This is a genomic window from Aquabacterium sp. CECT 9606 (assembly GCF_918741295.1).
Lineage (GTDB): Bacteria > Pseudomonadota > Gammaproteobacteria > Burkholderiales > Burkholderiaceae_C > Aquabacterium.
The window spans coordinates 577345-601677 of record NZ_CAKKNB010000004.1; the positions used below are offsets into that span (position 1 = coordinate 577345).

At 63.3% G+C, this 24333-nt stretch carries 21 protein-coding genes; 19 read left to right on the forward strand and 2 right to left on the reverse strand.

The features are described from left to right. Positions 1 to 177: 177 nt before the first annotated feature. Positions 178 to 1194 carry a CoA ester lyase gene (locus LQ232_RS19880; RefSeq protein ID WP_230182123.1) on the reverse strand — a complete coding sequence of 339 codons (1017 nt, stop codon included), beginning with the start codon at positions 1192 to 1194 and terminating at the stop codon, positions 178 to 180. A 132-nt stretch (positions 1195 to 1326) separates the two neighbouring features. Between LQ232_RS19880 and LQ232_RS19885 the strand changes: the two genes are divergently transcribed. Together LQ232_RS19885 and LQ232_RS19890 are read left to right on the forward strand one after the other, a co-directional pair. Continuing rightward, entirely contained in the window at positions 1327 to 2970 is a 1644-nt protein-coding gene (locus LQ232_RS19885) for a GMC family oxidoreductase (RefSeq protein ID WP_230182124.1), read from the forward strand. Between the two features lie 147 nt (positions 2971 to 3117). After that, positions 3118 to 4662: a methyl-accepting chemotaxis protein gene (locus LQ232_RS19890; RefSeq protein ID WP_230182125.1), complete on the forward strand. Its 1545-nt coding sequence runs from the start codon at positions 3118 to 3120 to the stop codon at positions 4660 to 4662. Between the two features lie 85 nt (positions 4663 to 4747). Here the strand turns inward: LQ232_RS19890 and LQ232_RS19895 are convergent, their stop codons facing one another. Then, on the reverse strand, positions 4748 to 5734 hold the full coding sequence (locus tag LQ232_RS19895; protein ID WP_230182126.1) for a malate dehydrogenase: 987 nt from the start codon (positions 5732 to 5734) through the stop codon (positions 4748 to 4750). Between the two features lie 165 nt (positions 5735 to 5899). Between LQ232_RS19895 and LQ232_RS19900 the strand changes: the two genes are divergently transcribed. The 17 genes from LQ232_RS19900 (at position 5900) to accD (ending at position 24304) form a co-directional block, all read left to right on the forward strand. Continuing rightward, complete coding sequence (locus LQ232_RS19900; RefSeq protein WP_230182127.1) at positions 5900 to 6727, forward strand: GntR family transcriptional regulator; 828 nt, start codon at positions 5900 to 5902, stop codon at positions 6725 to 6727. Positions 6728 to 6809: 82 nt separating this feature from the next. After that, a complete protein-coding gene (gene sdhC / locus LQ232_RS19905) occupies positions 6810 to 7244 on the forward strand; it encodes a succinate dehydrogenase, cytochrome b556 subunit (protein WP_230182128.1) in 435 nt (144 codons plus the stop codon). Between the two features lie 24 nt (positions 7245 to 7268). Next, positions 7269 to 7631 carry a succinate dehydrogenase, hydrophobic membrane anchor protein gene (gene sdhD, locus LQ232_RS19910; protein ID WP_230182129.1) on the forward strand — a complete coding sequence of 121 codons (363 nt, stop codon included), beginning with the start codon at positions 7269 to 7271 and terminating at the stop codon, positions 7629 to 7631. A gap of 3 nt (positions 7632 to 7634) precedes the next feature. Continuing rightward, positions 7635 to 9416, forward strand: a complete 1782-nt coding sequence (gene sdhA, locus LQ232_RS19915; protein WP_230182130.1) for a succinate dehydrogenase flavoprotein subunit — start codon at positions 7635 to 7637, stop codon at positions 9414 to 9416. Positions 9417 to 9429: 13 nt separating this feature from the next. Further along, positions 9430 to 10131: a succinate dehydrogenase iron-sulfur subunit gene (locus LQ232_RS19920; protein WP_230182131.1), complete on the forward strand. Its 702-nt coding sequence runs from the start codon at positions 9430 to 9432 to the stop codon at positions 10129 to 10131. Between the two features lie 25 nt (positions 10132 to 10156). Beyond that, complete coding sequence (locus tag LQ232_RS19925; protein WP_230182132.1) at positions 10157 to 10498, forward strand: succinate dehydrogenase assembly factor 2; 342 nt, start codon at positions 10157 to 10159, stop codon at positions 10496 to 10498. Between the two features lie 42 nt (positions 10499 to 10540). Then, positions 10541 to 11851 (forward strand): citrate synthase, encoded by a 1311-nt coding sequence (gene gltA / locus LQ232_RS19930; protein WP_230182393.1) that lies wholly within the window; start codon positions 10541 to 10543, stop codon positions 11849 to 11851. A gap of 517 nt (positions 11852 to 12368) precedes the next feature. Continuing rightward, positions 12369 to 13781: a 3-isopropylmalate dehydratase large subunit gene (leuC, locus tag LQ232_RS19935; protein ID WP_230182133.1), complete on the forward strand. Its 1413-nt coding sequence runs from the start codon at positions 12369 to 12371 to the stop codon at positions 13779 to 13781. A gap of 32 nt (positions 13782 to 13813) precedes the next feature. Next, positions 13814 to 14461 carry a 3-isopropylmalate dehydratase small subunit gene (gene leuD, locus LQ232_RS19940; protein ID WP_230182134.1) on the forward strand — a complete coding sequence of 216 codons (648 nt, stop codon included), beginning with the start codon at positions 13814 to 13816 and terminating at the stop codon, positions 14459 to 14461. Between the two features lie 23 nt (positions 14462 to 14484). Further along, positions 14485 to 15564 (forward strand): 3-isopropylmalate dehydrogenase, encoded by a 1080-nt coding sequence (gene leuB / locus LQ232_RS19945; RefSeq protein WP_230182135.1) that lies wholly within the window; start codon positions 14485 to 14487, stop codon positions 15562 to 15564. Between the two features lie 47 nt (positions 15565 to 15611). Then, positions 15612 to 16745: an aspartate-semialdehyde dehydrogenase gene (asd, locus tag LQ232_RS19950; RefSeq protein ID WP_230182136.1), complete on the forward strand. Its 1134-nt coding sequence runs from the start codon at positions 15612 to 15614 to the stop codon at positions 16743 to 16745. Between the two features lie 299 nt (positions 16746 to 17044). Continuing rightward, on the forward strand, positions 17045 to 19750 hold the full coding sequence (locus LQ232_RS19955; RefSeq protein WP_230182137.1) for a FimV/HubP family polar landmark protein: 2706 nt from the start codon (positions 17045 to 17047) through the stop codon (positions 19748 to 19750). A gap of 9 nt (positions 19751 to 19759) precedes the next feature. Further along, positions 19760 to 20647 (forward strand): tRNA pseudouridine(38-40) synthase TruA, encoded by an 888-nt coding sequence (gene truA, locus LQ232_RS19960; protein WP_230182138.1) that lies wholly within the window; start codon positions 19760 to 19762, stop codon positions 20645 to 20647. A gap of 6 nt (positions 20648 to 20653) precedes the next feature. Further along, complete coding sequence (locus tag LQ232_RS19965; protein WP_230182139.1) at positions 20654 to 21337, forward strand: phosphoribosylanthranilate isomerase; 684 nt, start codon at positions 20654 to 20656, stop codon at positions 21335 to 21337. Between the two features lie 21 nt (positions 21338 to 21358). Then, on the forward strand, positions 21359 to 22606 hold the full coding sequence (trpB, locus tag LQ232_RS19970; protein WP_230182140.1) for a tryptophan synthase subunit beta: 1248 nt from the start codon (positions 21359 to 21361) through the stop codon (positions 22604 to 22606). Continuing rightward, on the forward strand, positions 22603 to 23427 hold the full coding sequence (trpA, locus tag LQ232_RS19975; protein WP_230182141.1) for a tryptophan synthase subunit alpha: 825 nt from the start codon (positions 22603 to 22605) through the stop codon (positions 23425 to 23427). Before trpB ends, trpA begins: the two co-directional genes overlap by 4 nt. A 1-nt stretch (position 23428) precedes the next feature. Beyond that, positions 23429 to 24304, forward strand: a complete 876-nt coding sequence (gene accD / locus LQ232_RS19980; RefSeq protein ID WP_230182142.1) for an acetyl-CoA carboxylase, carboxyltransferase subunit beta — start codon at positions 23429 to 23431, stop codon at positions 24302 to 24304. The last annotated feature ends 29 nt before the right edge of the window (positions 24305 to 24333 follow it).

Here is a 24333-nt window from a genome sequence, read left to right on the forward strand (position 1 = left end):
TCAACATCTGACCGGCCGTGGTTGTTTGAACGAAGCGGATGCAATCCGTGCAGTGAGTTCCACGGCCCCACCTCGGCACGAGCATCGCAAGGCAGTCCCGCTCACAGCGGGACCACCAAGCTGAAGCCCTGCCGGAGTCCGCCCCAGCCCGTGCCCCGCGCTGCCAGAACAAAGCCACTAACCAAAAAACGCCGCTTCAATCTCAGCGGGCAAGGGCTGGCCCGTCAACCAGGCGCGCTCCAGCACATGCCAATAGTGGCGGTAACTGGCCCGGTCATGCAAAACGTTTCGGTACGAGGTGGGCGCCCAATGCGCTTGCTGGGCGGCGGTCAAGATGGCCACCGCGTCATCCACCTCGGCGGCCACCGGTGCGAACGCGTCCACGATCACCGGGATCTGGTCGGGGTGGATGCTCCACATGCGCGTGTAGCCCAACTCGCGTGAAGCGCGTTCGGCGGCCACGCCCAAGGCCCGCGTGTCCTTGAACTCGGTGACCACGCAGTGCGATGGTGTGATGCGTGCGGCATGGCAGGCCGCCGCAATCTCCAGTTTGGCGCGCAGCACCAATGGGTGATGGAACTGGCCCTGCGCGCTCATGGCCGAGGCCGGGATGGCCCCACGGTGCTCCGACACAAAATCCATCAGCCCGAAGGACAGAGACTCAACGCCTGGCAAGGCGGCGATGGCGGCCACCTCTTGCAGTGCCTTGTGTGTCTCGATCAACACATGCACCGGCACGATGTGCCCAACGCCATGCTTCACCCGCGCGGCCTTGATGGCCTCGACCGCCCGTTTCGCTTCTTCTTCGCCGTCCGCCTTGGGCACCATCAAGTAGGCCAGGCGGTGGCCCGCCTGCTGGATCAGCGTTTCGATGTCATCTTCAAAGCGCGGGTGGCTAGGCGCATGAACGCGTGCGCCCACGCGGCCACAGGCATTGGCCGGGCTGTTGAGCAACTCGGCCACCAGCAGCGCCTGTTCGTGCTCGCCGCCCACGGGCGCACCGTCCTCCAGGTCCAGCGTCACGTCGAACACCGCACGGCCATGGGTCTGGGCGGCCATCTCGGCTTGCAACGCCAGGCTTTTGCGCATGCGCACTTCAACGCCCGCATAGTGGTCGCACACTGGCAGGTTGGGTGAGCGTTGTTCTGCGCCAAACAAGGCCAGGCGGGGATGGATGGTGCTGAGTGTTGACAAGGCGGCATCCTCTCTGTGTCGATCAAGGCATGCACGCGCAGGCCCGTGACCATTGTCCTCTTGTCGCCCCCAGCCTTCAACTGGCAAACACTGATTTCAAGGCGGCGCTTTCACGTAGGATGGTGTCCACCCATGAGCCAAGCCACCTTCGACCACATCATCATCGGCGCTGGCACAGCCGGCTGCCTCTTGGCCAATCGCCTGTCCGCGGACCCAAAGTGCCGCGTCCTGTTGATCGAAGCCGGGGGCAAGGACGACTACCACTGGGTGCACATCCCCGTGGGCTACCTGTACTGCATGGGCAACGCCCGCACCGACTGGCTTTACCGCACTGAACCCGAGCCCGGCCTGAATGGCCGCAGCCTGGCCTATCCCCGCGGCAAGACGCTGGGCGGCTCGTCCAGCATCAACGGCATGATCTACATGCGCGGCCAAGCCCGCGACTACGACCATTGGGCCGAGCTCACTGGCGACGACAGTTGGCGCTGGGAGCGTGTCCTGCCGTTTTTCATGCAGCACGAAAACCACCACCAGGGGCGGGGCGACCTGCATGGCGCCACCGGCGAATGGCGGGTTGAAAAGCAGCGCCTGCGCTGGGACCTGCTCGATGCCATCGCCCTGGCCGCGCAGCAAGCCGGCATCCCCGCCACCCCTGACTTCAACCGGGGTTGCAATGAAGGCGTGGGCTATTTCGAGGTGAACCAACGCAAGGGCCTGCGCTGGAACGCGGCCAAGGCCTTCTTGCGCCCCGTCTGCTACGACCGGCCCAATTTCGAAATGTGGACTCATGCGCAAGTGGCGCGGCTGGTCATCGAAGCCCAACCAGGCGGAGACCAACGTTGCACCGGCGTGCAGGTCTGGACCGGGCGCGAGATGGTGACCGCGACCGCCAGCCGCGAGGTGATCCTCAGCGCCGGCAGCATTGGTTCCCCGCAAATCCTGCAGTTGTCGGGCATCGGCCCTGGCGAGACGCTGCGCCGGCATGGCCTGCCTGTGCTGCATGAGTTGCCCGGCGTGGGCGCCAACCTGCAAGACCACCTGCAGATCCGCAGCGTGTTCAAGGTGAATGGCGTCAAAACCCTCAACACCATGCTTCAAAGCCACTGGGGCAAGGCCCGCATTGCTTTGGAATACGCGCTCAACCGAAGCGGCCCCATGAGCATGGCACCAAGCCAGCTGGGTGCCTTCACGCGCAGTGACCCGGCCTTGCCTCACCCCAATCTTCAGTACCACGTCCAGCCCCTGAGCCTGGACGCCTTTGGTCAACCCTTGCACGGCTTTGGCGCTTTCACCGCCAGTGTGTGCAACCTCAACCCCACCAGCCGGGGCACGGTGCGCATCATCAGCCCCCGCTTTGAAGACGCCCCTGCCATCGCGCCCAATTATTTGAGCACGCTGCAAGATCGTCAGGTGGCTGCCGATTCATTGCGCCTGACCCGCCGCATCGTGGCCCAACCAGCCTTGGCCAGGTACCAGCCCAGTGAGTGGAAGCCCGGCGTGCAATTCCAGTCCGACGAAGACCTGGCCCGGTTGGCGGGCGACATTGCCACGACCATCTTCCACCCGGTGGGCACGACCAAGATGGGCCGCTTCGACGATCCCATGGCCGTGGTCGACAGCCAATTCAAGGTGCGGGGCATCGCCGGTTTGCGGGTGGTCGACGCCGGTGTCATGCCCACCATCACCAGCGGCAACCCCAACTCGCCCGTCTTGATGATGGCCGAGAAGGCCGCCGCGCTGATCGTGGGCCAGGGCGTGGTCAAGGTGTTGCAATAGCACCATCGTTCACCCGTTGATCAAGGGATACCCTCGCTTGCGCCTGACTTAAGTTCGGACCTAGCCTAGAGGCCGCAGGGCATTTGTCGTGCCCGCCTGCAGGACCGTCCACGCTCCCGGTTCGCGAGCGTCATCAAGGTGCACCGCATGTTGAACCTTCATCAGCTCAAACTGGGCCAGCGCCTGGGTTTGGGTTTCGGTCTGTTGCTACTGTTGGTGGCTTTGATCACCGCGGTGGGCTGGTTTCGCCTGGCTCAGACGATCCGCGACATTGACCAAGGCACGGGCGCGCAAGAGCGTGCCACGGCGGCGCTCAAGTGGGAAAGCCTCACACTGCTCAATGTCAACCGCACACTGGCCATTGCCGAATCCGGTGGTCACAAGGACTTGAAAGAGCATTTCGCGCCCCTGATCAAAGGCACATCCGCCGAAATCAGCGTAATCCAGAAAAACCTGGAGGGCCGGGCCGAGACGCCCGAGGTCAAAGCCCAGTTCGAGGACATCGCGGCCAAGCGCAAGGCCTACGTGGCGGCCCGCGATTCGATCTTTTCATTCCTGGAGATGGACGACCCGGGCGCCAAGGATGCCTTGAAGAGCGAGCTCCTGCCCGCTGCCACCCGTTACATCACCGCCATCAACGGCTACCAGGCGGTGCAGCGCAAGATCGCCGATGAGCAGTCAGCCTTGACGCACGATCGAGTGGCCCGGGCACAGCATCTGTTGCTCGCGCTGGCAGCTGTCAGCCTGGTGATTGGCGTGGCCTGCGCCTGGATCATGACCCGCTCGGTGACCGGGCCGCTGAGGCACGTGGTCGCGGCCACCCAGGTCATCGCGGGGGGCGATCTGTCTCAGCGGGTGGACATGGATGGGCGCGATGAGTTGTCCGAGCTGTGCCACAGTCTGGAGCACATGCAGCAGTCCCTGCGGGGCATCGTGGGCGAAGTGCGCCAATCCACCGATTCCATCCAGACCGCCAGCCAGGAAGTGGCTGTGGGCAGCCAGGATTTGTCCACCCGAACCGAGCAAGCCGCGGCCAGCCTGGAGGAGACCGCCTCCACCATGGAGCAGATCTCCGGGACCATCCGTCACACGGCCGATGCCGCCCGCACCGCCAACCAACTGGCGGCAGGGGCGGCGCAGGCGGCCACCGCCGGCGGCAAAGTGGTATCGCAAGTGGTGGCCACGATGGACGACATCACGCAAAGCTCCAAGCGCATCGTGGACATCATCAGCGTCATCGATGGCATCGCTTTTCAAACCAACATCCTGGCCTTGAACGCGGCCGTGGAGGCCGCCCGCGCGGGCGAGCAGGGGCGCGGCTTTGCCGTGGTGGCGGGCGAGGTGAGGGCGCTGGCCCAGCGCTCGGCGAGTGCCGCTGGTGAGATCAAGGTGCTGATTGGCGCCTCCAGCGAACGCGTCGAGGCGGGCGCGGCCTTGGTGAGCGAGGCGGGCAATTCCATGGCCGCCATCGTCGATTCGGTGCAGCGGGTGGCCGACATCATTGGCGAAATCACCTCCGCGTCCACCGAACAATCCGAAGGCATCAGCCAAGTCAACACGGCTGTTTCTCAGCTCGACAGCATGACGCAGCAAAACGCCGCCTTGGTCGAGCAGTCCGCTGCTGCCGCTGAAAGCCTGAAGGAGCAGGCGGCCAAGCTGGCCTCGGTGGTTTCGGTGTTCCGCTTACCCTGATCTGGCTCTTCAAAAGCGAAAAAAAGCCGGCAGGCCCGAAGGTCGCCGGCTTTTTGTTGTCAGCTGAGTTGTCAGCTGACGTGGATCACAGCAGGTGCTTGACGCCGTCTTGCTCGCCTTGCAGCTCAGCCAGGGTCTTGTTGATGCACTCTTGCGAGAAAGCATCGATCGGCAGGCCTTCGACCATCTTGTATTCGCCGCCTTCGCAGGTGACGGGGTAACCGAACATGATGTCCTTGGGGATGCCATATTCACCCTTGGATGGGATGCCCATGGTGACCCACTTGCCATTGGTGCCCAGGGCCCAGTCGCGCATGTGGTCGATGGCGGCGTTGGCGGCCGAAGCAGCCGACGACACGCCGCGGGCGGCGATGATCGCGGCACCACGCTTGCCCACGGTGGGCAGGAACACATCACGGTTCCACACGTCGTCGTTGATCATGTCCTTGACCGATTGGCCATCGATCGTGGCGAAACGGTAGTCGGCGTACATGGTGGGCGAGTGGTTGCCCCACACGGCCAGCTTCTCGATCGAAGCGACGGGCTTGCCCGTCTTGGCGGCCAGTTGCGAAGCAGCGCGGTTGTGGTCCAGGCGCAGCATGGCGGTGAAGTTCTTGGCCGGCAGGTCGGGGGCCGACTTCATGGCGATGTAGGCATTGGTGTTGGCGGGGTTGCCGACCACCAACACGCGCACATTGCGCGAAGCCACGGCGTTCAGTGCCTTGCCTTGGGCCGTGAAGATCTGGGCGTTGGCGGCCAGCAGGTCGGCGCGCTCCATGCCGGGGCCACGGGGGCGTGCGCCCACCAGCAGGGCATAGTCGGTGTCCTTGAAGGCTTGCAGCGGATCGCTGTGGGCTTCGATGCCGGCCAGCAGAGGGAACGCGCAGTCTTCCAGTTCCATGATCACGCCCTTCAGCGCGTTCTGGGCCTTCTCGTCGGGGATCTCCAGCAGTTGCAGGATCACGGGTTGATCTTTGCCCAGCATTTCGCCAGAGGCGATGCGGAACAGCAGGGCGTAGCCGATTTGACCAGCGGCGCCGGTGACGGCAACGCGAACGGGTGATTTGCTCATGTGCAACTCCGAAAGAATAGGGGAGAGGGGGAGGGTAGTAACAACCCCCGAGTGTAGCGCGTGCGCAGTCTAGAGGCAGTGTTGTGAATCGTCAATGCTCTTATGTCTTATATAAGACATCTTTCATCAGAGGATGGACTAAAATGGGGGCTTGTGGTGCAATCAATGCCCGTGAAAACCCAAGCTGTTGTGGCCCCTTCCTCGCCGTCCTCTGGTGCCCCCGTCGAGCCGACCCCCGCGGTCGCGGGTGAGGTGTCGGCGCCTGGTGCCGCATCGCCGTCCTTCAGTCCGCTTTACCAGCAGATCAAGTCGCTCATTTTGCGCAGTCTGCAGGCCGGAGAATGGCGGCCCGGCGAGGCCATTCCCAGTGAAATAGAGTTGGCGGCCCGCTTCAAGGTCAGCCAGGGCACCGTGCGCAAGGCGGTTGACGAGCTGGCCTCCGAGAACCTCTTGTTGCGTCGCCAGGGCAAGGGCACCTATGTGGCCACCCATGCCGAAGAGCGCGTTCAATACCGCTTTTTGCGCCTCACCCCCGATCAGCCCGAGCAAGCCGGTCCGGTCCAGCGCGAATTCCTCGATTGCCGCCGCCTGCGCGCCCCCGCCGACATCGCCCGCCTGCTGCAGCTCAAGGCCGGCGACATGGTGGTTGAGGTGCGCCGCGTCATGCACTTTGCCGGCAAGCCGGTGGTGCTGGATGACATCTGGCTGCCAGGTCATCTGTTCAAAGGCCTGACAGCCGAGCGTCTGAGCGACTACAAAGGCCCCATGTATGGCCTGTTCGAGACCGAATTCGGTGTGCGCATGATCCGCGCCGAAGAGAAAATCCGGGCCGTGGCTGCTGGCGAAATCGAGGCGACGCTGCTGAAGACCGCCGTGGGCGCGCCGCTGTTGAGTGTCGAGCGCCTGTCCCACACCTATGACGACCAACCCGTGGAGTTGCGCCGCGGCCTCTACATGACCGAGTTCCACCACTATCGGAACGAATTGAATTAACCCCGTCGAGGAACAAGGGATTGCCCTTAAAATCGCGGATTCTTTGACTGTTTTTTGACGCAAGGCAGGAGCCTTCAGAAAAATGGCTGACAACACAAAACCCCCCCGCCCTGTTTTCACGAACATCCACATCACCGACATCGTCAGCTACAAGCTGCCGCCAGCCGGGATCGTCTCGATCCTGCACCGGATCAGTGGCGTCGTGATGTTCCTGTTGCTGCCTTTTGTCGTCTGGATGTTCGACACCAGCCTGACCTCGGAGATCTCCTATGACGAGTTCAAATCCGTGTTCACGGCCGGCGCAGGCATCCTGCCCGCCATCCTGGTCAATGTCATCACCTGGGGCCTGATCTGGGCCTATCTGCACCACTTCATTGCCGGTGTGCGCCATCTCTTGATGGACACCAACCACCATCTGGTCGAGAAAAAGAAGGGCCAGTCATCGGCCATCGCCACGCTGGTCTTGAGCGTGGGCTTGACCCTGATCCTGGGTGCCAAGCTGTTTGGCCTGTTCTGATCTTGACTTCGGAAACTCAAAACCATGTCTAAAAACTACGGTACCAAGCGCGTCGTCGTCGGCGCGCACTACGGCTTGCGCGACTGGCTGGCGCAACGCGTCACAGCCGTCCTGATGGCCTTGTTCACGGTGGCGCTGCTGGTGCAGGTCATCTTTGGCGATCCCATCGGCTACGAAAAATGGGCGGGCATCTTCTCGCACCAATGGATGAAGTTCCTGACCTTCGTGGTCATCCTTTCCCTGGCCTACCACGCCTGGGTCGGCATGCGCGACATCTGGATGGACTACATCAAACCCGTGGGCATCCGACTTGGCCTGCAAGTGTTCACCATCGTCTGGCTCATGGGCTGCGCTGGTTGGGCCATTCAAGTGCTGTGGAGACTGTAAACAATGGCGATCGCAACTACCTCTTCTCTTCCCACCCGCAAGTTTGACGTCGTCATCGTCGGTGCAGGTGGCTCCGGCATGCGCGCGTCCTTGCAGTTGTCGCTGGCGGGCCTGAATGTGGCCGTGCTGTCCAAGGTCTTCCCCACCCGCTCGCACACCGTGGCGGCACAAGGCGGCATCGGTGCCTCGCTGGGCAACATGTCCGAAGACAACTGGCACTACCATTTCTACGACACCATCAAGGGCTCCGACTGGCTGGGCGACCAGGACGCCATTGAGTTCATGTGCCGCGAAGCCCCCAAGGTCGTGTACGAGCTTGAGCATTTCGGCATGCCGTTTGACCGAAATGCCGATGGCACCATCTACCAGCGCCCCTTCGGCGGCCACACCGCCAACTATGGCGAAAAGCCCGTGCAACGCGCTTGCGCCGCTGCTGACCGCACTGGCCACGCGCTGCTGCACACGCTGTACCAGCAAAACGTCAAGGCCCGCACCCAGTTCTTCGTCGAATGGATGGCGCTCGACGTGATCCGTGATTCCGAAGGCGATGCCGTCGGCGTGGTGGCCCTGGAAATGGAAACCGGCGAAGTGCACATGCTGCACGCCAAGACCGTGCTGTTCGCCACGGGCGGCGCCGGCCGCATCTACCAGGCCTCGACCAATGCCTTCATCAACACCGGCGACGGCCTGGGCATGGCCGCGCGTGCTGGCATCCCCCTGGAAGACATGGAGTTCTGGCAGTTCCACCCCACCGGCGTGGCCGGCGCGGGCGTGCTGCTGACCGAAGGCTGCCGTGGTGAAGGCGCCATCCTGCGCAACAGCAATGGCGAACGCTTCATGGAGCGTTACGCGCCCACCTTGAAGGATCTGGCCCCGCGTGACTTCGTGTCCCGCTCGATGGACCAGGAAATCAAGGAAGGCCGTGGCTGCGGTCCCAACAAGGATTACGTCCTGCTGGACATGACCCACCTGGGCGCCGAGACCATCCACAAGCGCCTGCCCTCGGTGCAAGAGATTGGCCACAACTTCGCCAACGTTGACATCACCAAGGAGCCGATCCCCGTGGTGCCGACCATCCACTACCAGATGGGTGGCATCCCGACCAACGTGTATGGCCAGGTAGTGATCCCCGCCAACGGCAAGCACAACGAGGTCATCAACGGCCTGTACGCCGTGGGCGAATGCTCCTGCGTGTCGGTGCACGGCGCCAACCGCCTGGGCACCAACTCGCTGCTCGACCTGGTGGTGTTCGGCCGCGCGGCCGGCAACCACATCGTTGATTTCAACCTCAAGTCGAAGAACCACAAGCCTCTGCCCAAGGACGCCGCCGACAAAACGCTGGCCCGCCTGGCCCGCCTGGATGGCGCCACCAACGGCGAATACTCGCAAGACGTTGCGAACGACATCCGCGCTTCCATGCAGAAGCACGCTGGCGTGTTCCGCACGCAAAAGACGATGGACGAAGGCGTCAAGCAGATCGCTGCGCTGCGTGAACGCGTCAAGGGCATCGGCTTGAAGGACAACTCCAAAGTCTTCAACACCGCCCGCATCGAAGCGCTGGAAGTCGAGAACCTGATCGAAGCCGCCCAAGCCACCATCGTGGCCGCCGCTGCCCGTCCGGAAAGCCGTGGTGCCCATGCCCACGACGACTTCCCCAACCGCGACGACGACAACTGGATGAAGCACTCGCTGTGGTACTCCGAAGGCAACCGCCTGGAGTACAAGCCTGTGAACCTGCAACCCCTGACGGTGGAATCCGTTCCCCCGAAGGTCCGGACGTTCTGATTAGGACCGCACCATGAAGCGCACTTTCAAAATCTACCGCTACGATCCGGACAAGGACGTCAAGCCTTACATGCAGACCATCGAGGTCGAACTCGATGGCCAGGAGCGCATGCTGCTGGACGCCTTGGTCAAGCTCAAGGCCGTGGACCCCACCCTGTCGTTCCGCCGCTCATGCCGTGAAGGCGTTTGCGGTTCGGATGCGATGAACATCAACGGCAAGAATGGTCTGGCCTGCCTGACCAACATGCTGACGCTGCCAGGTGAGATCGTCCTCAAGCCGCTGCCGGGCCTGCCCGTCGTGCGCGACTTGATCGTCGACATGACCCAGTTCTTCAAGCAGTACAACTCGATCAAGCCTTACCTGGTCAACGACGAGCCGCCGCCTGACAAAGAGCGCCTGCAGTCGCCCGAAGAGCGCGAAGAGCTCGACGGCCTGTACGAGTGCATCCTGTGCGCCAGCTGCTCAACCAGCTGCCCCAGCTTCTGGTGGAACCCCGACAAGTTCGTGGGCCCCGCTGGTTTGCTGCAGGCCTACCGCTTCATCGCCGACAGCCGCGACCAAGGCACGGCCGAGCGCCTGGACAACCTGGAAGACCCCTACCGCCTGTTCCGTTGCCACACCATCATGAACTGCGTGGACGTGTGCCCCAAGGGCCTGAACCCCACGAAGGCCATTGGCAAGATCAAGGAACTGATGGTGCGTCGCGCCGTTTGATCCAGACTTCGACCAGAAATTGCCCATGACCCTGACCCCGACGCCGCCATTTGCTCCTGGGTCCGTGCCCAGCGCGGACGAATTGCGGCGTCTGCGTTGGCGCTGCCGGCGCGGCCTGCTCGAAAACGACCTCTTCATCGATCGTTTTTTCGAGCTGCACGGTGAAGACCTCACCAACGCGCTGGTACAGGGTTTGCATGAGCTCATGGACTTGGCTGACAATGACCTGCTGGATCTCTTTTTGGCGCGCAAGCAGCCCGAAGGCGATCTGGACACGCCGGAAGTCCGCCAAGTGTTGGAGCTGATGCATGCCGCCGGTGCCTCGCGGCTGCCTCCCCAGGCATCCGTGTCAAATTCCGATCATTAAGACCCATTCGCAAGACCCGACCCTCTAGGAGCGCTCATGAGCATGACCCCGTCCGACGTGAAAGCCACGCTGTCGTTTTCCGATGGCAGCCCGAACATGGATCTGCCGATCTACAAAGGCTCCATCGGCCCTGACGTGATCGACATCCGCAAGTTGTACGCCCAAACCGGCAAGTTCACCTACGACCCTGGTTTCCTGTCGACGGCTTCGTGCAATTCCACCATCACCTACATCGATGGTGACAAGGGCGAACTGCTGTACCGCGGCTATCCCATCGAGCAATTGGCCACCAACTGCGACTTTCTGGAAACCTGCTACCTGCTGCTGAATGGCGAACTGCCCAACGCAGGCCAGAAGGAAGAGTTCGTGCAAAGCGTGACCAACCACACGATGGTCAACGAGCAGATGCAGTTCTTCCTGCGTGGTTTCCGCCGTGACGCCCACCCGATGGCCGTCATGACGGGCCTGGTCGGCGCTTTGTCGGCCTTCTACCACGACAGCACCGACATCAACAACCCCGAGCACCGCAAGATTGCCGCGATCCGCCTGATCGCCAAGATGCCCACGCTCGTGGCGATGGCCTACAAGTACACCATTGGCCAGCCTTACATCTACCCGAAGAACGACCTCTCGTACACCGAGAACTTCATGCGGATGATGTTCGCCACGCCGTGCGAAGACTACAAGCCCAATGAAGTGCTGGTGCGCGCCATGGACCGCATCTTCATCCTGCACGCCGACCACGAGCAAAACGCCTCGACCTCGACCGTGCGCCTGTGCGGTTCATCCGGCACCAACCCGTTCGCGGCCATTGCTGCGGGCGTGGCCTGCCTGTGGGGCCCTGCTCACGGTGGCGCCAACGAAGCCGCCCTGAACATGCTGGAAGAAATCCAGAAGAACGGCGGCGTCGAGAAGATCGGCGACTTCATCGCCCAGGTCAAGGACAAGAACTCTGGCGTCAAGCTGATGGGCTTCGGTCACCGCGTGTACAAGAACTACGACCCGCGTGCCAAGCTGATGCGCGAAACCTGCCACGAGGTGCTGGCTGAACTGGGTCTGCAAAACGACCCGATGTTCAAGCTGGCCATGGCGCTGGAAAAGATCGCCCTGGAAGACGAATACTTCGTGTCGCGCAAGCTGTACCCCAACGTGGACTTCTACTCCGGCATCGTGCAGCGCGCCATCGGCATCCCCGTGCCGCTGTTCACGGCGATCTTCGCGTTGGCCCGCACCGTCGGCTGGATTGCCCAACTGAACGAAATGATCGCTGACCCCGAGTACAAGATCGGCCGTCCGCGTCAGTTGTTCGTGGGTGCTGAGAAGCGTGACGTCAAGCCGATGGCTCAGCGCTGATCGCTGTTCAGGCTTGCAGAAACCCCGGCTTGCCGGGGTTTTTTCATTCTGGGGCCCTTGGGGTGGGCCGGGCGAGGCGGCGCTTCGGGGGACTCCAGCGTGGCGGCCCTCCGCTTCGCGAAGGACTGCTCTGCGGTGCTCGGTGCGGGCGGGGATCGTCCGAAACTCGCCCTTGCGGGGCTCAAACAACGGACGATCCTTTTTCCGCCCACACCTCCGCTCCTCGACGCCCCGCAAGTCGTCCCCCGAAGCACCACCTCGCCCTTTGTGGGGGCGGGCCCTGGCGCCACCGTGCCACGCCACCATTCGTTGCGCGCCACCGTCGGCCGCCGCCAGCGCAGCAGGGGGTGAGTAGGCAGGGAAGGGCCGCCCCAGTGAACTGCCCCTGCCCACTCACCACCTGCGAAGCCCCCAAGGCCCCAAAACGCCCCAACCTAAGCATTTCACGCGCCCGTAACGTAAAATCGATGTCTTTCCCCAAACGGGCCTCTACACGGCCCCTCGCGCAAGAAGCACCATGGGACGCACCCTTTACGACAAGATCTGGGACGAACACGTCGTCCACACCGAAGACGATGGCACCGTCACGCTGTACATCGACCGCCACCTGGTGCACGAAGTCACCAGCCCGCAGGCCTTTGAAGGCCTGAACATTGCCGGCCGCAAAGTCTGGCGCCTGTCGGCCAACCTGGCGGTGAGCGACCACAACGTGCCCACTACCGACCGCAGCCAGGGCATCGCCGACCCGGTCTCCAAGCTGCAAGTCGACACGCTGGACGCCAACTGCGACCGTGTGGGCATCACGCAGTTCAAGATGAGTGACAAGCGCCAGGGCATCGTGCACGTGATCGGCCCGGAGCAGGGCGCCACCTTGCCTGGCATGACCGTGGTGTGCGGCGACAGCCACACTTCCACGCATGGCGCGTTTGGCGCGCTGGCCCATGGCATCGGCACCTCCGAGGTCGAGCACGTGCTGGCCACGCAGACGTTGCTGGCCAAGAAGGCCAAGAACATGCTGATCAAGGTCGAAGGCACGTTATCGAAGGGCTGCGGCGCCAAGGACATCGTGCTGGCCATCATCGGCAAGATCGGCACGGCGGGCGGCACCGGCTACACCATCGAATTCGCTGGCAGCGCCATCCGTGCCTTGAGCATGGAAGGCCGCATGACGGTGTGCAACATGGCCATTGAAGGCGGCGCGCGCGCAGGCCTGGTGGCCGTGGACGACACCACCATCAACTACGTCAAAGGCCGTCCCTTCTCGCCGACCGCGGGCGTGGAATGGGAGCAGGCCGTGGCCTATTGGCGTACCCTCCACTCCGACCCCGATGCGCATTTCGATGCCGTGGTCGAGTTGGACGCCAGCCAGATCAAGCCGCAAGTCACCTGGGGCACCTCGCCCGAGATGGTCCTGTCCATTGATGACCGCGTGCCCGATCCTGACAAGGAAAAGGACCCCAACAAGCGGTCCGCCATGGAGCGTGCATTGCAGTACATGGCGCTCGAGCCCAACAAGGCGATCAACGACATCCTGGTGGACAAGGTCTTCATCGGCTCGTGCACCAACTCTCGCATCGAAGACATGCGTGAAGCAGCCGCCGTGGTCCGCCGCATCGGTGGCAAGGTCGCGTCCAACATCAAGCTGGCCTTGATCGTGCCGGGTTCCGGTCTGGTCAAGGAGCAGGCCGAGCGCGAGGGCCTGGACGTGGTTTTCAAGGCCGCAGGCTTTGAGTGGCGCGAGCCGGGCTGTTCCATGTGCCTGGCCATGAACGCTGACCGCCTGGAGCCTGGCGAGCGCTGTGCATCCACCAGCAACCGCAATTTCGAAGGCCGTCAAGGCGCCGGTGGCCGTACCCACCTGGTCAGCCCGGCCATGGCGGCGGCTGCTGCGATGGAAGGCCACTTTGTCGATGTGCGCCGCATCGCCTGAGCAACCATGAAACGCTTTGAAAAGTAAACGCCATGCAAGCATTTCGCATTCACAAGGGGCTTGTGGCTCCGATGGACCGGGAAAACGTCGACACCGACGCGATCATCCCCAAGCAATACCTGAAGTCGATCAAGCGCACGGGTTTCGGCCCTAACCTGTTCGACGAATGGCGCTACCTGGACGCGGGCGAGCCCGGCCAGGACCCGGCCACGCGCAAACCCAACCCGGATTTCGTGCTGAACCAGCCGCGCTACCAAGGCGCCTCGGTGCTGATCGCGCGCAAGAACTTCGGCTGCGGCTCCAGCCGCGAGCACGCCCCCTGGGCGCTGGAGCAATATGGCTTTCGCGCCATGATCGCACCGAGCTTTGCCGACATCTTCTTCAACAACAGCTTCAAGAACGGCCTGTTGCCGATCCAGTTGAGCGAGTTGCAGGTCGACAATCTGTTCAACGAAGTGCTGGCTTTTCCCGGCTACGAGCTGACCATCGACCTGGAGCGCCAGGTCGTCGTCAAGCCCGATGGCACCGAGCTGGCCTTCGATGTCCAGCCTTTCCGCAAGTACTGCCTGCTGAACGGTTTTGACGACATCGGCCTGACCCTGCGCCACGCCGACAAGATCAAGGCTTTCGAGGCCGAGCGCCTGGCGCAAAAGCCTTGGCTCAACCACCGCATCGTTTAATTTCGACAACACGCACCATGGTCATGAAGATTGCAGTTTTGCCCGGCGACGGCATCGGCCCCGAGATCGTCACCGAGGCCGTCAAGGTGCTCAAGGCGCTTGATTTGCCTTTCGAGATGGAAGAGGCCAAGGTGGGCGGCGCCGCTTACGACGCCCACGGCCACCCGCTGCCACCCGCCACCCTCAAGCTGGCCATGGACTCCGATGCCGTGTTGTTCGGCTCGGTCGGCGACTGGAAGTACGACAAGCTCGACCGCCCCCTGCGCCCCGAGCAGGCCATCCTGGGCCTGCGCAAGAACATGGGCCTGTTCGCCAACTTCCGCCCCGCGATCTGCTACCCGCAACTCACGCACGCCTCCAGCCTGAAGCCCGAACTGGTGGCCGGCCTGGACATCCTCATCATCCGTGAACTGACGGGCGACATCTACTTTGGCCAGCCGCGTGGCCGCCGCGAAGCACCCGATGGCGAGTTCAAGGGCGCCCCTGAGGCCTTCGACACGATGCGCTATTCGCGCCCCGAGATCGAACGCATCGCCCACGTGGCCTTCCAGGCCGCGCGCAAGCGCGGCAAGCGCGTCACCAGCGTCGACAAGGCCAATGTGTTGGAGACCTTCCAGTTCTGGAAGGACGTCGTCATCGAGGTGCACGCCCAGTATCCCGACATCGAGCTCGACCACATGTACGTGGACAACGCCGCGATGCAACTGGTCAAGGCGCCCAAGAAATTCGACGTGCTCTTCACCGGCAACATGTTCGGCGACATCCTCTCTGATGCCGCCGCGATGCTGACCGGTTCGATCGGCATGCTGCCTTCGGCCTCGCTGAACGCCAAGGGGCAGGGCCTGTACGAGCCCAGCCACGGCTCGGCCCCCGACATCGCGGGCAAGGGCATCGCCAATCCGCTGGCCACGATCCTGAGTGCCGCGATGATGCTGCGCTTCAGCCTGAACCAGGAAGCTGCCGCCAGCCGCATCGAAGCCGCTGTGCAATCGGTGCTGGAGCAAGGGCTGCGCACCGGCGACATCTACAGCGAAGGCACCCGCAAGGTCGGCACGGCCGAGATGGGTGAGGCCGTCGTGGCCGCCCTGGCCAAGCAAGGTTAATCACACAGACATGGCCCGGGGCTGAGCCGGGCGAGAAGGACTGAAAAATGGCAACGAAATTGGTGGGTTTGGTCGGCTGGCGCGGCATGGTCGGCTCGGTGTTGATGGACCGCATGCAGGCCGAGGGCGATTTCGACCTCATCGAGCCGCTGTTTTTCAGCACCAGCAATGCGGGCGGCAAGGCCCCCTCGGTCGCCAGGAACGAAACGACGCTCAAGGATGCCTACGACATCGCTGAACTGAAGCGCTGCGACATCATCATCACCGCCCAGGGCGGCGACTACACCAGCGACGTCTTCGCCAAGCTGCGCGCCACCGGCTGGAACGGCCACTGGATCGACGCCGCCTCAACGCTGCGCATGAAGGACGACGCCGTCATCGTGCTGGATCCCGTCAACCTGCCCGTCATCAAGAACGCGCTGGCCAAGGGTGGCAACAACTGGATCGGCGGCAACTGCACCGTCAGCTGCATGCTGATCGGCGTGGGGGCGCTGTACAAGGCCGGCCTGGTCGAGTGGATGTCCACCCAGACCTACCAGGCCGCTTCCGGCGGCGGTGCCCAGCACATGCGCGAACTGCTCACCCAGTTCGGCACGCTGAACGCCGAAGTGCGCCCCCTGCTGGACGACCCCAAGAGCGCCATCCTCGAAATCGACCGCAAGATCATCGCCAAGCAGCGTTCTCTGACCGAGGCCGAGACGGCCAACTTCGGCGCCCCGCTCGGCGGCTCGCTCATCCCCTGGATCGACAAGGACCTGGGCAATGGCATGAGCAAGGAAGAGTGGAAGGGCGGCGCCGAGACCAACAAGATCCTGGGGCAGGGCGAAGGCTTTGGCACCCCGGGGGTGCCGGTCGATGGCTTCTGCGTGCGCATTGGCGCCATGCGCTGCCACAGCCAGGCTTTGACCTTCAAGCTCAAGAAAGACGTGCCCCTGGCAGACATCGAAGCCATGATCGCTGCTGATAACCAGTGGGTCAAGGTTGTGCCCAACACGCGCGAAGCGACCATCAAGGACCTGACGCCCGTGGCCGTGACCGGCACGCTGACGATCCCCGTGGGTCGCCTGCGCAAGATGGCCATGGGGCCTGAATACCTGGGCGCCTTCACCATCGGCGACCAGTTGCTCTGGGGTGCGGCCGAGCCTCTGCGTCGCATGTTGCGCATTCTGTTGGATGCCTGACCGGCATGCCTGGCTGTTGTAACCACGCCCTAACCGCATGCTGTTACAACGGCTTGAAACAAAGTTGGTAACAGTTGTTGTGGCCGCGGGGCGACAATAGCGCCGATTGTCCTCATGGCTGGCATGGAGTTCAGCCCGGACAGATCAGTATTTGCATGAGCTTGTCACCGTATCTGCTTGATGCTATTGTGTTTTCTGCTGCGTACCGTCTGCAGGTGCGGGTTCGCGTCCGAATCTGTCCTGGATTGGGGTGAGCCTATGGGTCAATTCAACGACTCAATGACGACTTGGGAGACGCCTTGAAAGATCATTCGTTGTCCGCAGGGCGCTTTGCCTTGAATCGGGTTGCTGTCGCTGCGGCTTGTGCCGCTTTGTCCCTGCTTCCGGCTGCCTCGTGGGCGCTGGGGCTCGGGCGTTTGAATGTGCAATCCGCGCTGGGAGAGTCCCTGCGTGCTGAAATCGACATCACCAGCCTGACGCCCGAAGAAAGCGCGTCGCTGCAGGTGAAAGTCGCTTCGCCTGAAACCTACCGCGCCGCCGGGGTTGATTACAACCAGGTGCTCGGTGCCACCAGCATCGTGCTGCAGCGCCGCGGCGATGGCCGCTCGTTCCTCAAGATCACGAGTGACCGTTCTGTTCAAGAGCCCTTCATTGACGTGATCCTGGACCTGGCCTGGTCTTCCGGCCGCCTGGTGCGCGAGTACACCCTGCTGTTCGATCCTCCATCGTCTACCCGTGCGCCTGCCCAAACCGTGGCGCCCTCGATGGATTCTGTGGCGCCAACCCCTGCACCTCGGCCCGCACCGGCGCCTGCACCCGTGCCCGCCGCCGCAGCGCCCAAGCCACCAGCCCCCGTCGTCGCTGAAGCCCCGCCCAAGCCCCGTGCCAAGCCCGCCCCCGTGGCCAGTGCCGCCAGTTCGCCTGCACCGGCCCCAGTGCCAGCTGCGGCCCCTGCCGAGCCCGCGGCTGAACGTCCCTCCGCGCCCGTTCGCTCCGCGCAAGGCATTCGCGTTCAACGCGGTGATTCCCTGTCCAAAATTGCCGGTGAGCATCAAGTGGCCGGCGTGTCGCTCGACCAGATGCTCGTGGGCCTGTACCGCAACAACCCGCAAGCCTTCCAGGGCGACAACATGAACCGCCTGAAGTCGGGCGTCGTGTTGAACATGCCCACGGCCGAGCAAGCCAAGTCGGTCACGAACACCGAGGCGCGCCAGGTCATCGTGGCCCAAAGCGCTGATTTCGCGGCCTACCGCCAGCGTTTGGCCGGCGCAGCCACCACCACGGCCCCTGAGAAGCCCCAGCGTCAAGCCGCAGGCAAGGTCGAGGCCGAAGTCAAGGATCAGAAGCAATCTGCCGCCCCCACCCCTGACAAGCTCACTCTGAGCAAGGGTGGTTTGAGCAGCAAGGCTTCCGCGCCTGCCACGGAAGATCGCCTGGCCAAGGCCCGCGCCCAAAAGGAAAACGAAGCCCGCGTGGCCGAGCTCTCCAAGAATCTGGACGACCTGCGCAAGCTGAAGGAAAAAGCCGCAGCCGCGCCCGCCCCCGCCGTTCCTGCGGTCAAGCCACCTGCTCCTGCACCGGCCCCAGCGCCGGCGCCAGTGGCATCCGTGGCCGCGCCAGCCGTCGTGCCACCTGCGCCTGTGCCAAGCACGCCGGCCGTGGTGGCTTCAGAAGCTTCGGCCGTGGCGCCGGCAGCTTCCGAGGTGGCTTCGGCGGCCTCGGAAACCGCCACTGCCGTGGCCAATGCAGTGTCCGAGGCGGCATCTGCTGCATCAGAGGCCATGCCCGCGCCCACTTTGCCCAAGCCCGCGGCCATTCCTGAGCCAGAGCCCGAGGCGCCTGGCCTGCTCGAGTCACTCAACCCCATGCTCCTCGCGGGTGTGGGGGCGGCCGTGGCCTTGCTGGCTGGCGTGGCGATGTTCTTGCGTTCGCGCCGCCGTGCCGACACCGGAGAAACTTCATTCCTGGAAAGCCGTCTGCAGCCTGACTCGTTCTTCGGTGCCAGCGGTGGCCAGCGCGTCGATACCCGTGATGCCACGGGCGCCCCGTCCTCCATGAGCTATTCGCTCAGCCAGTTGGACGCCATCGGCGACGTGGACCCCGTGGCCGAGGCCGATGTGTACCTGGCCTATGGCCGCGACCTCCAAGCCGAAGAAATCCTCAAGGAAGCGCTGCGCAGCACGCCTGAGCGTCTGGCCATCCGCACCAAGTTGCTGGAGGTGTATGCCAAGCGCCGTGACACCAAGGGCTACGAGCAACTGGCGTCCCAGCTGTACAACCTGACAGGTGGCCATGGCGACGATTGGGTCAAGGCTCAGGAAATGGGCCTGGGCATCGATCCTGAGAACCCGCTATACCAGCCGGGTGGTCAGCCATCGTCCAGCACGCCTCTGAGCGTGGAACCCAACGACTCCTTGGGTGCCAGCACCATCCCTCACTCGGTGATGCCCACCCCCATGCACCTGGACACGCCGGACACGGCGCCCATGGAGCCAGCCGGTGGCGAGCTGGTGGACCTGGACCTGGACATCTCGTCGCCAGCGCCTTTGTCCGAGCCAGAGTTCCAAGCTGACAAGTCCTCCCTGCAGTTCGATGCTTTCGCCGACATGCCGTCGTTGGACTTGCCCGCAGAGCCCCCCGTGGCAGCTGCACCGGCGATTGAAGAGCCGCATTCTCTGGACTTCGATCTGCCACTGGATCCTGTGGCCCCGGCCCCCGCTCCGGCAGCCAACGTGACATCGTCCACGGGCGCTTTTGATCTTGGCGACCTCAACCTCGACCTGGACGCCCCGGCCCCGGCACCAGCGCCCGTTGCTGAAGGCCTGGCGCTGGATGACGATCTGCTTGAGCCTTCCGACCCGATGGAACGCAAGTTCGAATTGGCCGAAGAGTTCCGCCAGATCGGCGATGTTGATGGCGCTCGCGAGTTGCTGCAAGAAGTGGTGGCCAACGCCACCGGCGCGTTGCAGGTCAAGGCCAAGTCCATGCTGGACAACCTGAGCTGACGTCATCTCATGAGCAGTGAGCAGCCGAGGGCGACCCGCCGGGTCGCCCTCGGCGTTTCTTACCGAGGCACCGCCTACAAAGGCTGGCAAAGTCAGGCCGGCGGCGGCACCGTGCAAGACGCGCTGGAGTCGGCTTTGTCGGCTTTTGCCACGCTGCCCACCCGCGTCATGTGCGCGGGCCGCACGGATTCGGGCGTGCACGGCATCAACCAGGTAGTTCACCTGGACACACCCTTGCAGCGCGAGCCATTTTCGTGGGTGAGGGGCACCAATGCCTTCCTGCCGCCCGACATCGCGGTGCAATGGGCCGCAGAGGTGCCCGACACCTTCCATGCGAGGCAAAGCGCCACGGGCCGGCGTTATGCCTACATCCTGCTGGAGGCGCCGGTTCGTCCCGCCCTCGAGTCAGGTCAGGTGGGCTGGGTGTTCCGGCCTTTGGACCAAGAGGCCATGGTGGCGGCCAGCGCCTGCCTGATTGGCGAGCATGATTTCAGCTCCTTCCGTTCGTCGCAATGCCAATCCCCCACGCCGGTCAAGACGCTGCGCGAAATTTCCATCCGGCGCTGCGGTGGGGCGGCTGGGCGTTTGTCTTCATCGGCCGTTGGGGTAGATCACCGGGGCATTCTGGGCCCGGGCGCCGAAGGTGTCTACTGGCGCTTTGATTTCGAAGGCAATGCCTTCCTGCACCACATGATTCGCAACCTCATGGGTTGCCTGGTGACGGTGGGCACGGGCGCGCAGCCGATCTCGTGGATGCAGGCCGTTCTGGACGCCCGTGACCGCAAGATTGCCGCGCCCACCTTTGCCCCTGAGGGCCTGTACTTTTTGGGGCCGCGCTACGATGAGCGTTGGGGGCTGCCTTCTGAGGTGCCCGCTTTCCAATGGCTTCCTGACTGATCGGACATGATTCCTTTTCGCGATTTGCCTGCCGACCACCGCACCCGCATCAAGATTTGCGGATTGACGCGAGAGGCCGATGTGGATGCAGCCGTCGATGCGGGTGTCGATGCTGTGGGCTTTGTTCTCTATGAAAAGAGCCCCCGCCACGTCACTTTGGCGCGTGCGCAGGCTTTGGCGCGCCAGTTGCCTCCCTTTGTCACGCCAGTGTTGCTGCTGGTCAATGCCAATGAATCGTTCGTGCGCGAGTCCATTGCCGCGCTGCCCCAGGCCCTGCTGCAGTTCCATGGCGACGAGTCGGCCGCGCAGTGCGAGGATTCCGGACACCCTTACATCAGGGCCGCCCGGATGGCAAGCGGTTTCAATTTGTTAGACTTCGCCCAGCGCTTTCCCAAAGCCCAGGCCATGCTGGTCGATGCCCATGTGGAAGGGTATGGGGGCGGCGGAGAGTTGTTCGACTGGTCTTGGTTGCCTTCGCAACTGCCGTGCCCCATGATCCTGTCGGCGGGCTTGAACCCCGGCAATGTGGCCAAGGGCGTGTTGAATGTGAGGCCCTGGGCCGTGGATGTGAGTTCTGGTGTGGAATCGGGCAAGGGCATCAAGGATGCCGCGCTGATGCGCCAGTTCTGTCAGGCCGTGCGGGCGGCCGATCGGCAATGTGCCGAAACCCATCAGCCCCGCGCGGATTGATTGAAGAATCTTTAGAGAGCTATGCTGAATTATCAACAGCCCGACGCCAAGGGCCATTTCGGGCCCTATGGCGGCACGTTCGTCTCTGAGACGCTGATCCACGCGCTGGACGAGCTCAAAAACGCCTACGAGCATTACCGCCACGATCCGGACTTCATCGCCGAGTTCAAGCGTGAGTTGGCCGATTTCGTCGGGCGTCCCAGCCCGATTTACCACGCTGAGCGCCTCAGCCGTGAACTGGGCGGTGCGCAGATCTACCTCAAGCGGGAAGACCTCAACCACACCGGCGCCCACAAGATCAACAACACCATCGGGCAGGCTTTGCTGGCCAAGCGCATGGGCAAGCCCCGCGTGATCGCCGAGACCGGCGCCGGGCAGCATGGCGTGGCCACCGCCACCATTTGCGCGCGCTATGGCATGGAGTGCGTGGTCTACATGGGTGCGGAAGACGTCAAGCGCCAATCGCCCAATGTCTACCGCATGCATTTGCTGGGCGCCAAGGTGGTGCCGGTTGAATCCGGCAGCCGCACCTTGAAAGACGCGCTGAACGAGGCCATGCGCGATTGGGTGACCAATGTCGAGAACACCTTCTACATCATCGGCACGGTGGCGGGCCCTTCGCCTTACCCTGCCATGGTGCGTGATTTCCAGAGCGTGATTGGCGAAGAGTGCCTCACGCAGATGCCCACCAAGATTGGCCGCCAGCCTGATGCCGTGATTGCGTGCGTGGGTGGTGGCAGCAACGCCATGGGCATTTTCTACCCCTACATCCAGCACGAGAACGTGCGCCTGATTGGCGTGGAGGCGGCGGGCGAGGGCTATGAGAGTGGCAAGCATTCGATGTCCCTGCAAAAAGGCGTGTCGGGCGTGCTGCACGGCAACCGCACGTACCTGCTGCAAGACGAAAACGGCCAGATCACCGAGACGCACTCCATTTCGGCCGGCCTGGATTACCCCGGCGTGGGCCCCGAGCATGCCTATCTCAAGGACATCGGCCGTGCCGAATACGTCGGCATCACCGACAAGGAAGCGCTCGAAGCCTTCCACCGCCTGTGCCGCACCGAAGGCATCATCCCGGCGCTGGAATCCAGCCACGCGGTGGCCTACGCCATGAAGCTGGCCCCCACCATGCGCCCTGACCAGCACATCCTGGTGAACCTGTCCGGCCGAGGCGACAAGGACATCGGCACCGTGGCCGACCTGTCGGGCACCGAGTTCTATGACCGGCCTTCGCAGCGCGGCGTGACCGTGAAGGGCGCGCAGGCATGAGCAACCGCATTGATGCCACCTTCGCCACCCTGCGCGACCAGGGACGCAAGGCCCTGATCCCTTACATCACCTGCGGTGATCCGTTTCCTGAGTTGACGCCCGAGTTGATGTGGGCCATGGCCGATGCCGGCGCCGACGTGATCGAGCTGGGCGTGCCCTTCTCTGACCCGATGGCCGATGGCCCGGTCATTCAGAAGGCGGCCGAGCGCGCTTTGGTCAAAGGCATTTCGCTCAAGCACGTGCTGGCCGATGTGAAGCGCTTTCGCGAGCGCAATACGACTACGCCGGTGGTGCTGATGGGCTATGCCAACCCCATCGAAGCCTACGACCACCGTGTGGGTGAGGGTGCCTTCGTGAAGGATGCCAAGGCTGTGGGCGTCGATGGCGTCTTGGTCGTGGACTACCCGCCCGAAGAATGCGAGCAGTTCGCTGCGCGTCTGAAAGCGGTCGACCTGGCCCCCATCTTCCTGCTGGCCCCCACCTCAACCGAAGAGCGCATGGCGCAGGTTGGCAAGGTGGCCAGTGGCTATGTGTATTACGTGTCGCTCAAGGGCGTGACCGGCGCCGGCCATCTGGACACCGATGCGGTGGCCCGGATGGTGCCGCTGATCAAGTCCCATGTGAACACGCCTGTCGGTGTTGGCTTTGGCATCCGCGATGCCGAGACCGCCAAGGCCGTGGCCGCGGTGTCCGACGCCGTGGTGATTGGTTCGCGCATCGTGCAATTGCTGGAAACGCAATCGCCCGAGACCGTGGTGAAGGCCGCCAGTGATTTCATTTCCGAGATCCGCACGGCCCTGGATTCCTTGAAAGGAGCCTGACATGAGCTGGCTTGAAAAACTGCTTCCGCCCAAGATTCAACCCACCGACCCTTCAGAGCGTCGGCAGGTGCCCGAGGGCCTGTGGGTCAAATGCCCATCGTGCGAAACGGTGCTCTACAAAAACGACCTGGAAGCCAATGTGAATGTGTGCCCCAAGTGTGGCCACCATCACCGCATTGGCGCGCGCGCCCGCCTGGACGCCTTCCTCGACGCCGAAGGGCGCTTCGAGCTGGGTCAGGAAGTGCTGCCGGTCGATGCCTTGAAGTTCAAGGACAACAAGAAGTACCCAGACCGCCTCAAGCAGGGCATGGAAGCCACGGGTGAGACCGATGCCTTGGTGGTCGTTGGCGGTTCAGTGCACAGCATTCCGGTGGTGGCCGCCTGCTTCGAGTTCGATTTCATGGGTGGCTCGATGGGCTCTGTGGTGGGCGAGCGCTTTGTGCGTGGCGTTGAGGCCGCGGTAGAGCAGAAGATGCCTTTCGTGTCCTTCACAGCCACGGGTGGCGCCCGCATGCAAGAGGGCTTGCTCAGCCTGATGCAGATGGCCAAGACCAACGCGGCCCTGACTTTGCTGGCCAAAGCCAAGCTGCCCTACATCAGCGTGCTTACCGACCCCACCATGGGCGGCGTATCGGCCAGTTTCGCCTTCATGGGCGACATCGTGATCGCCGAGCCCAAGGCGCTGATCGGCTTTGCCGGCCCGCGGGTCATCGAGAACACCGTGCGCGAGAAGCTGCCCGAGGGTTTCCAGCGCTCAGAATTCCTGATGCAAAAGGGCGGGGTCGACATGATCATCGACCGCCGCGAATTGCGCATGGTCATCGCCCGCTCGCTGGCCATGTTGCTGCGCCAGCCGGTCGATGCCCTGGTGGCCTGAGGAACGCCAGCGCCTTCACTGCTGATTTT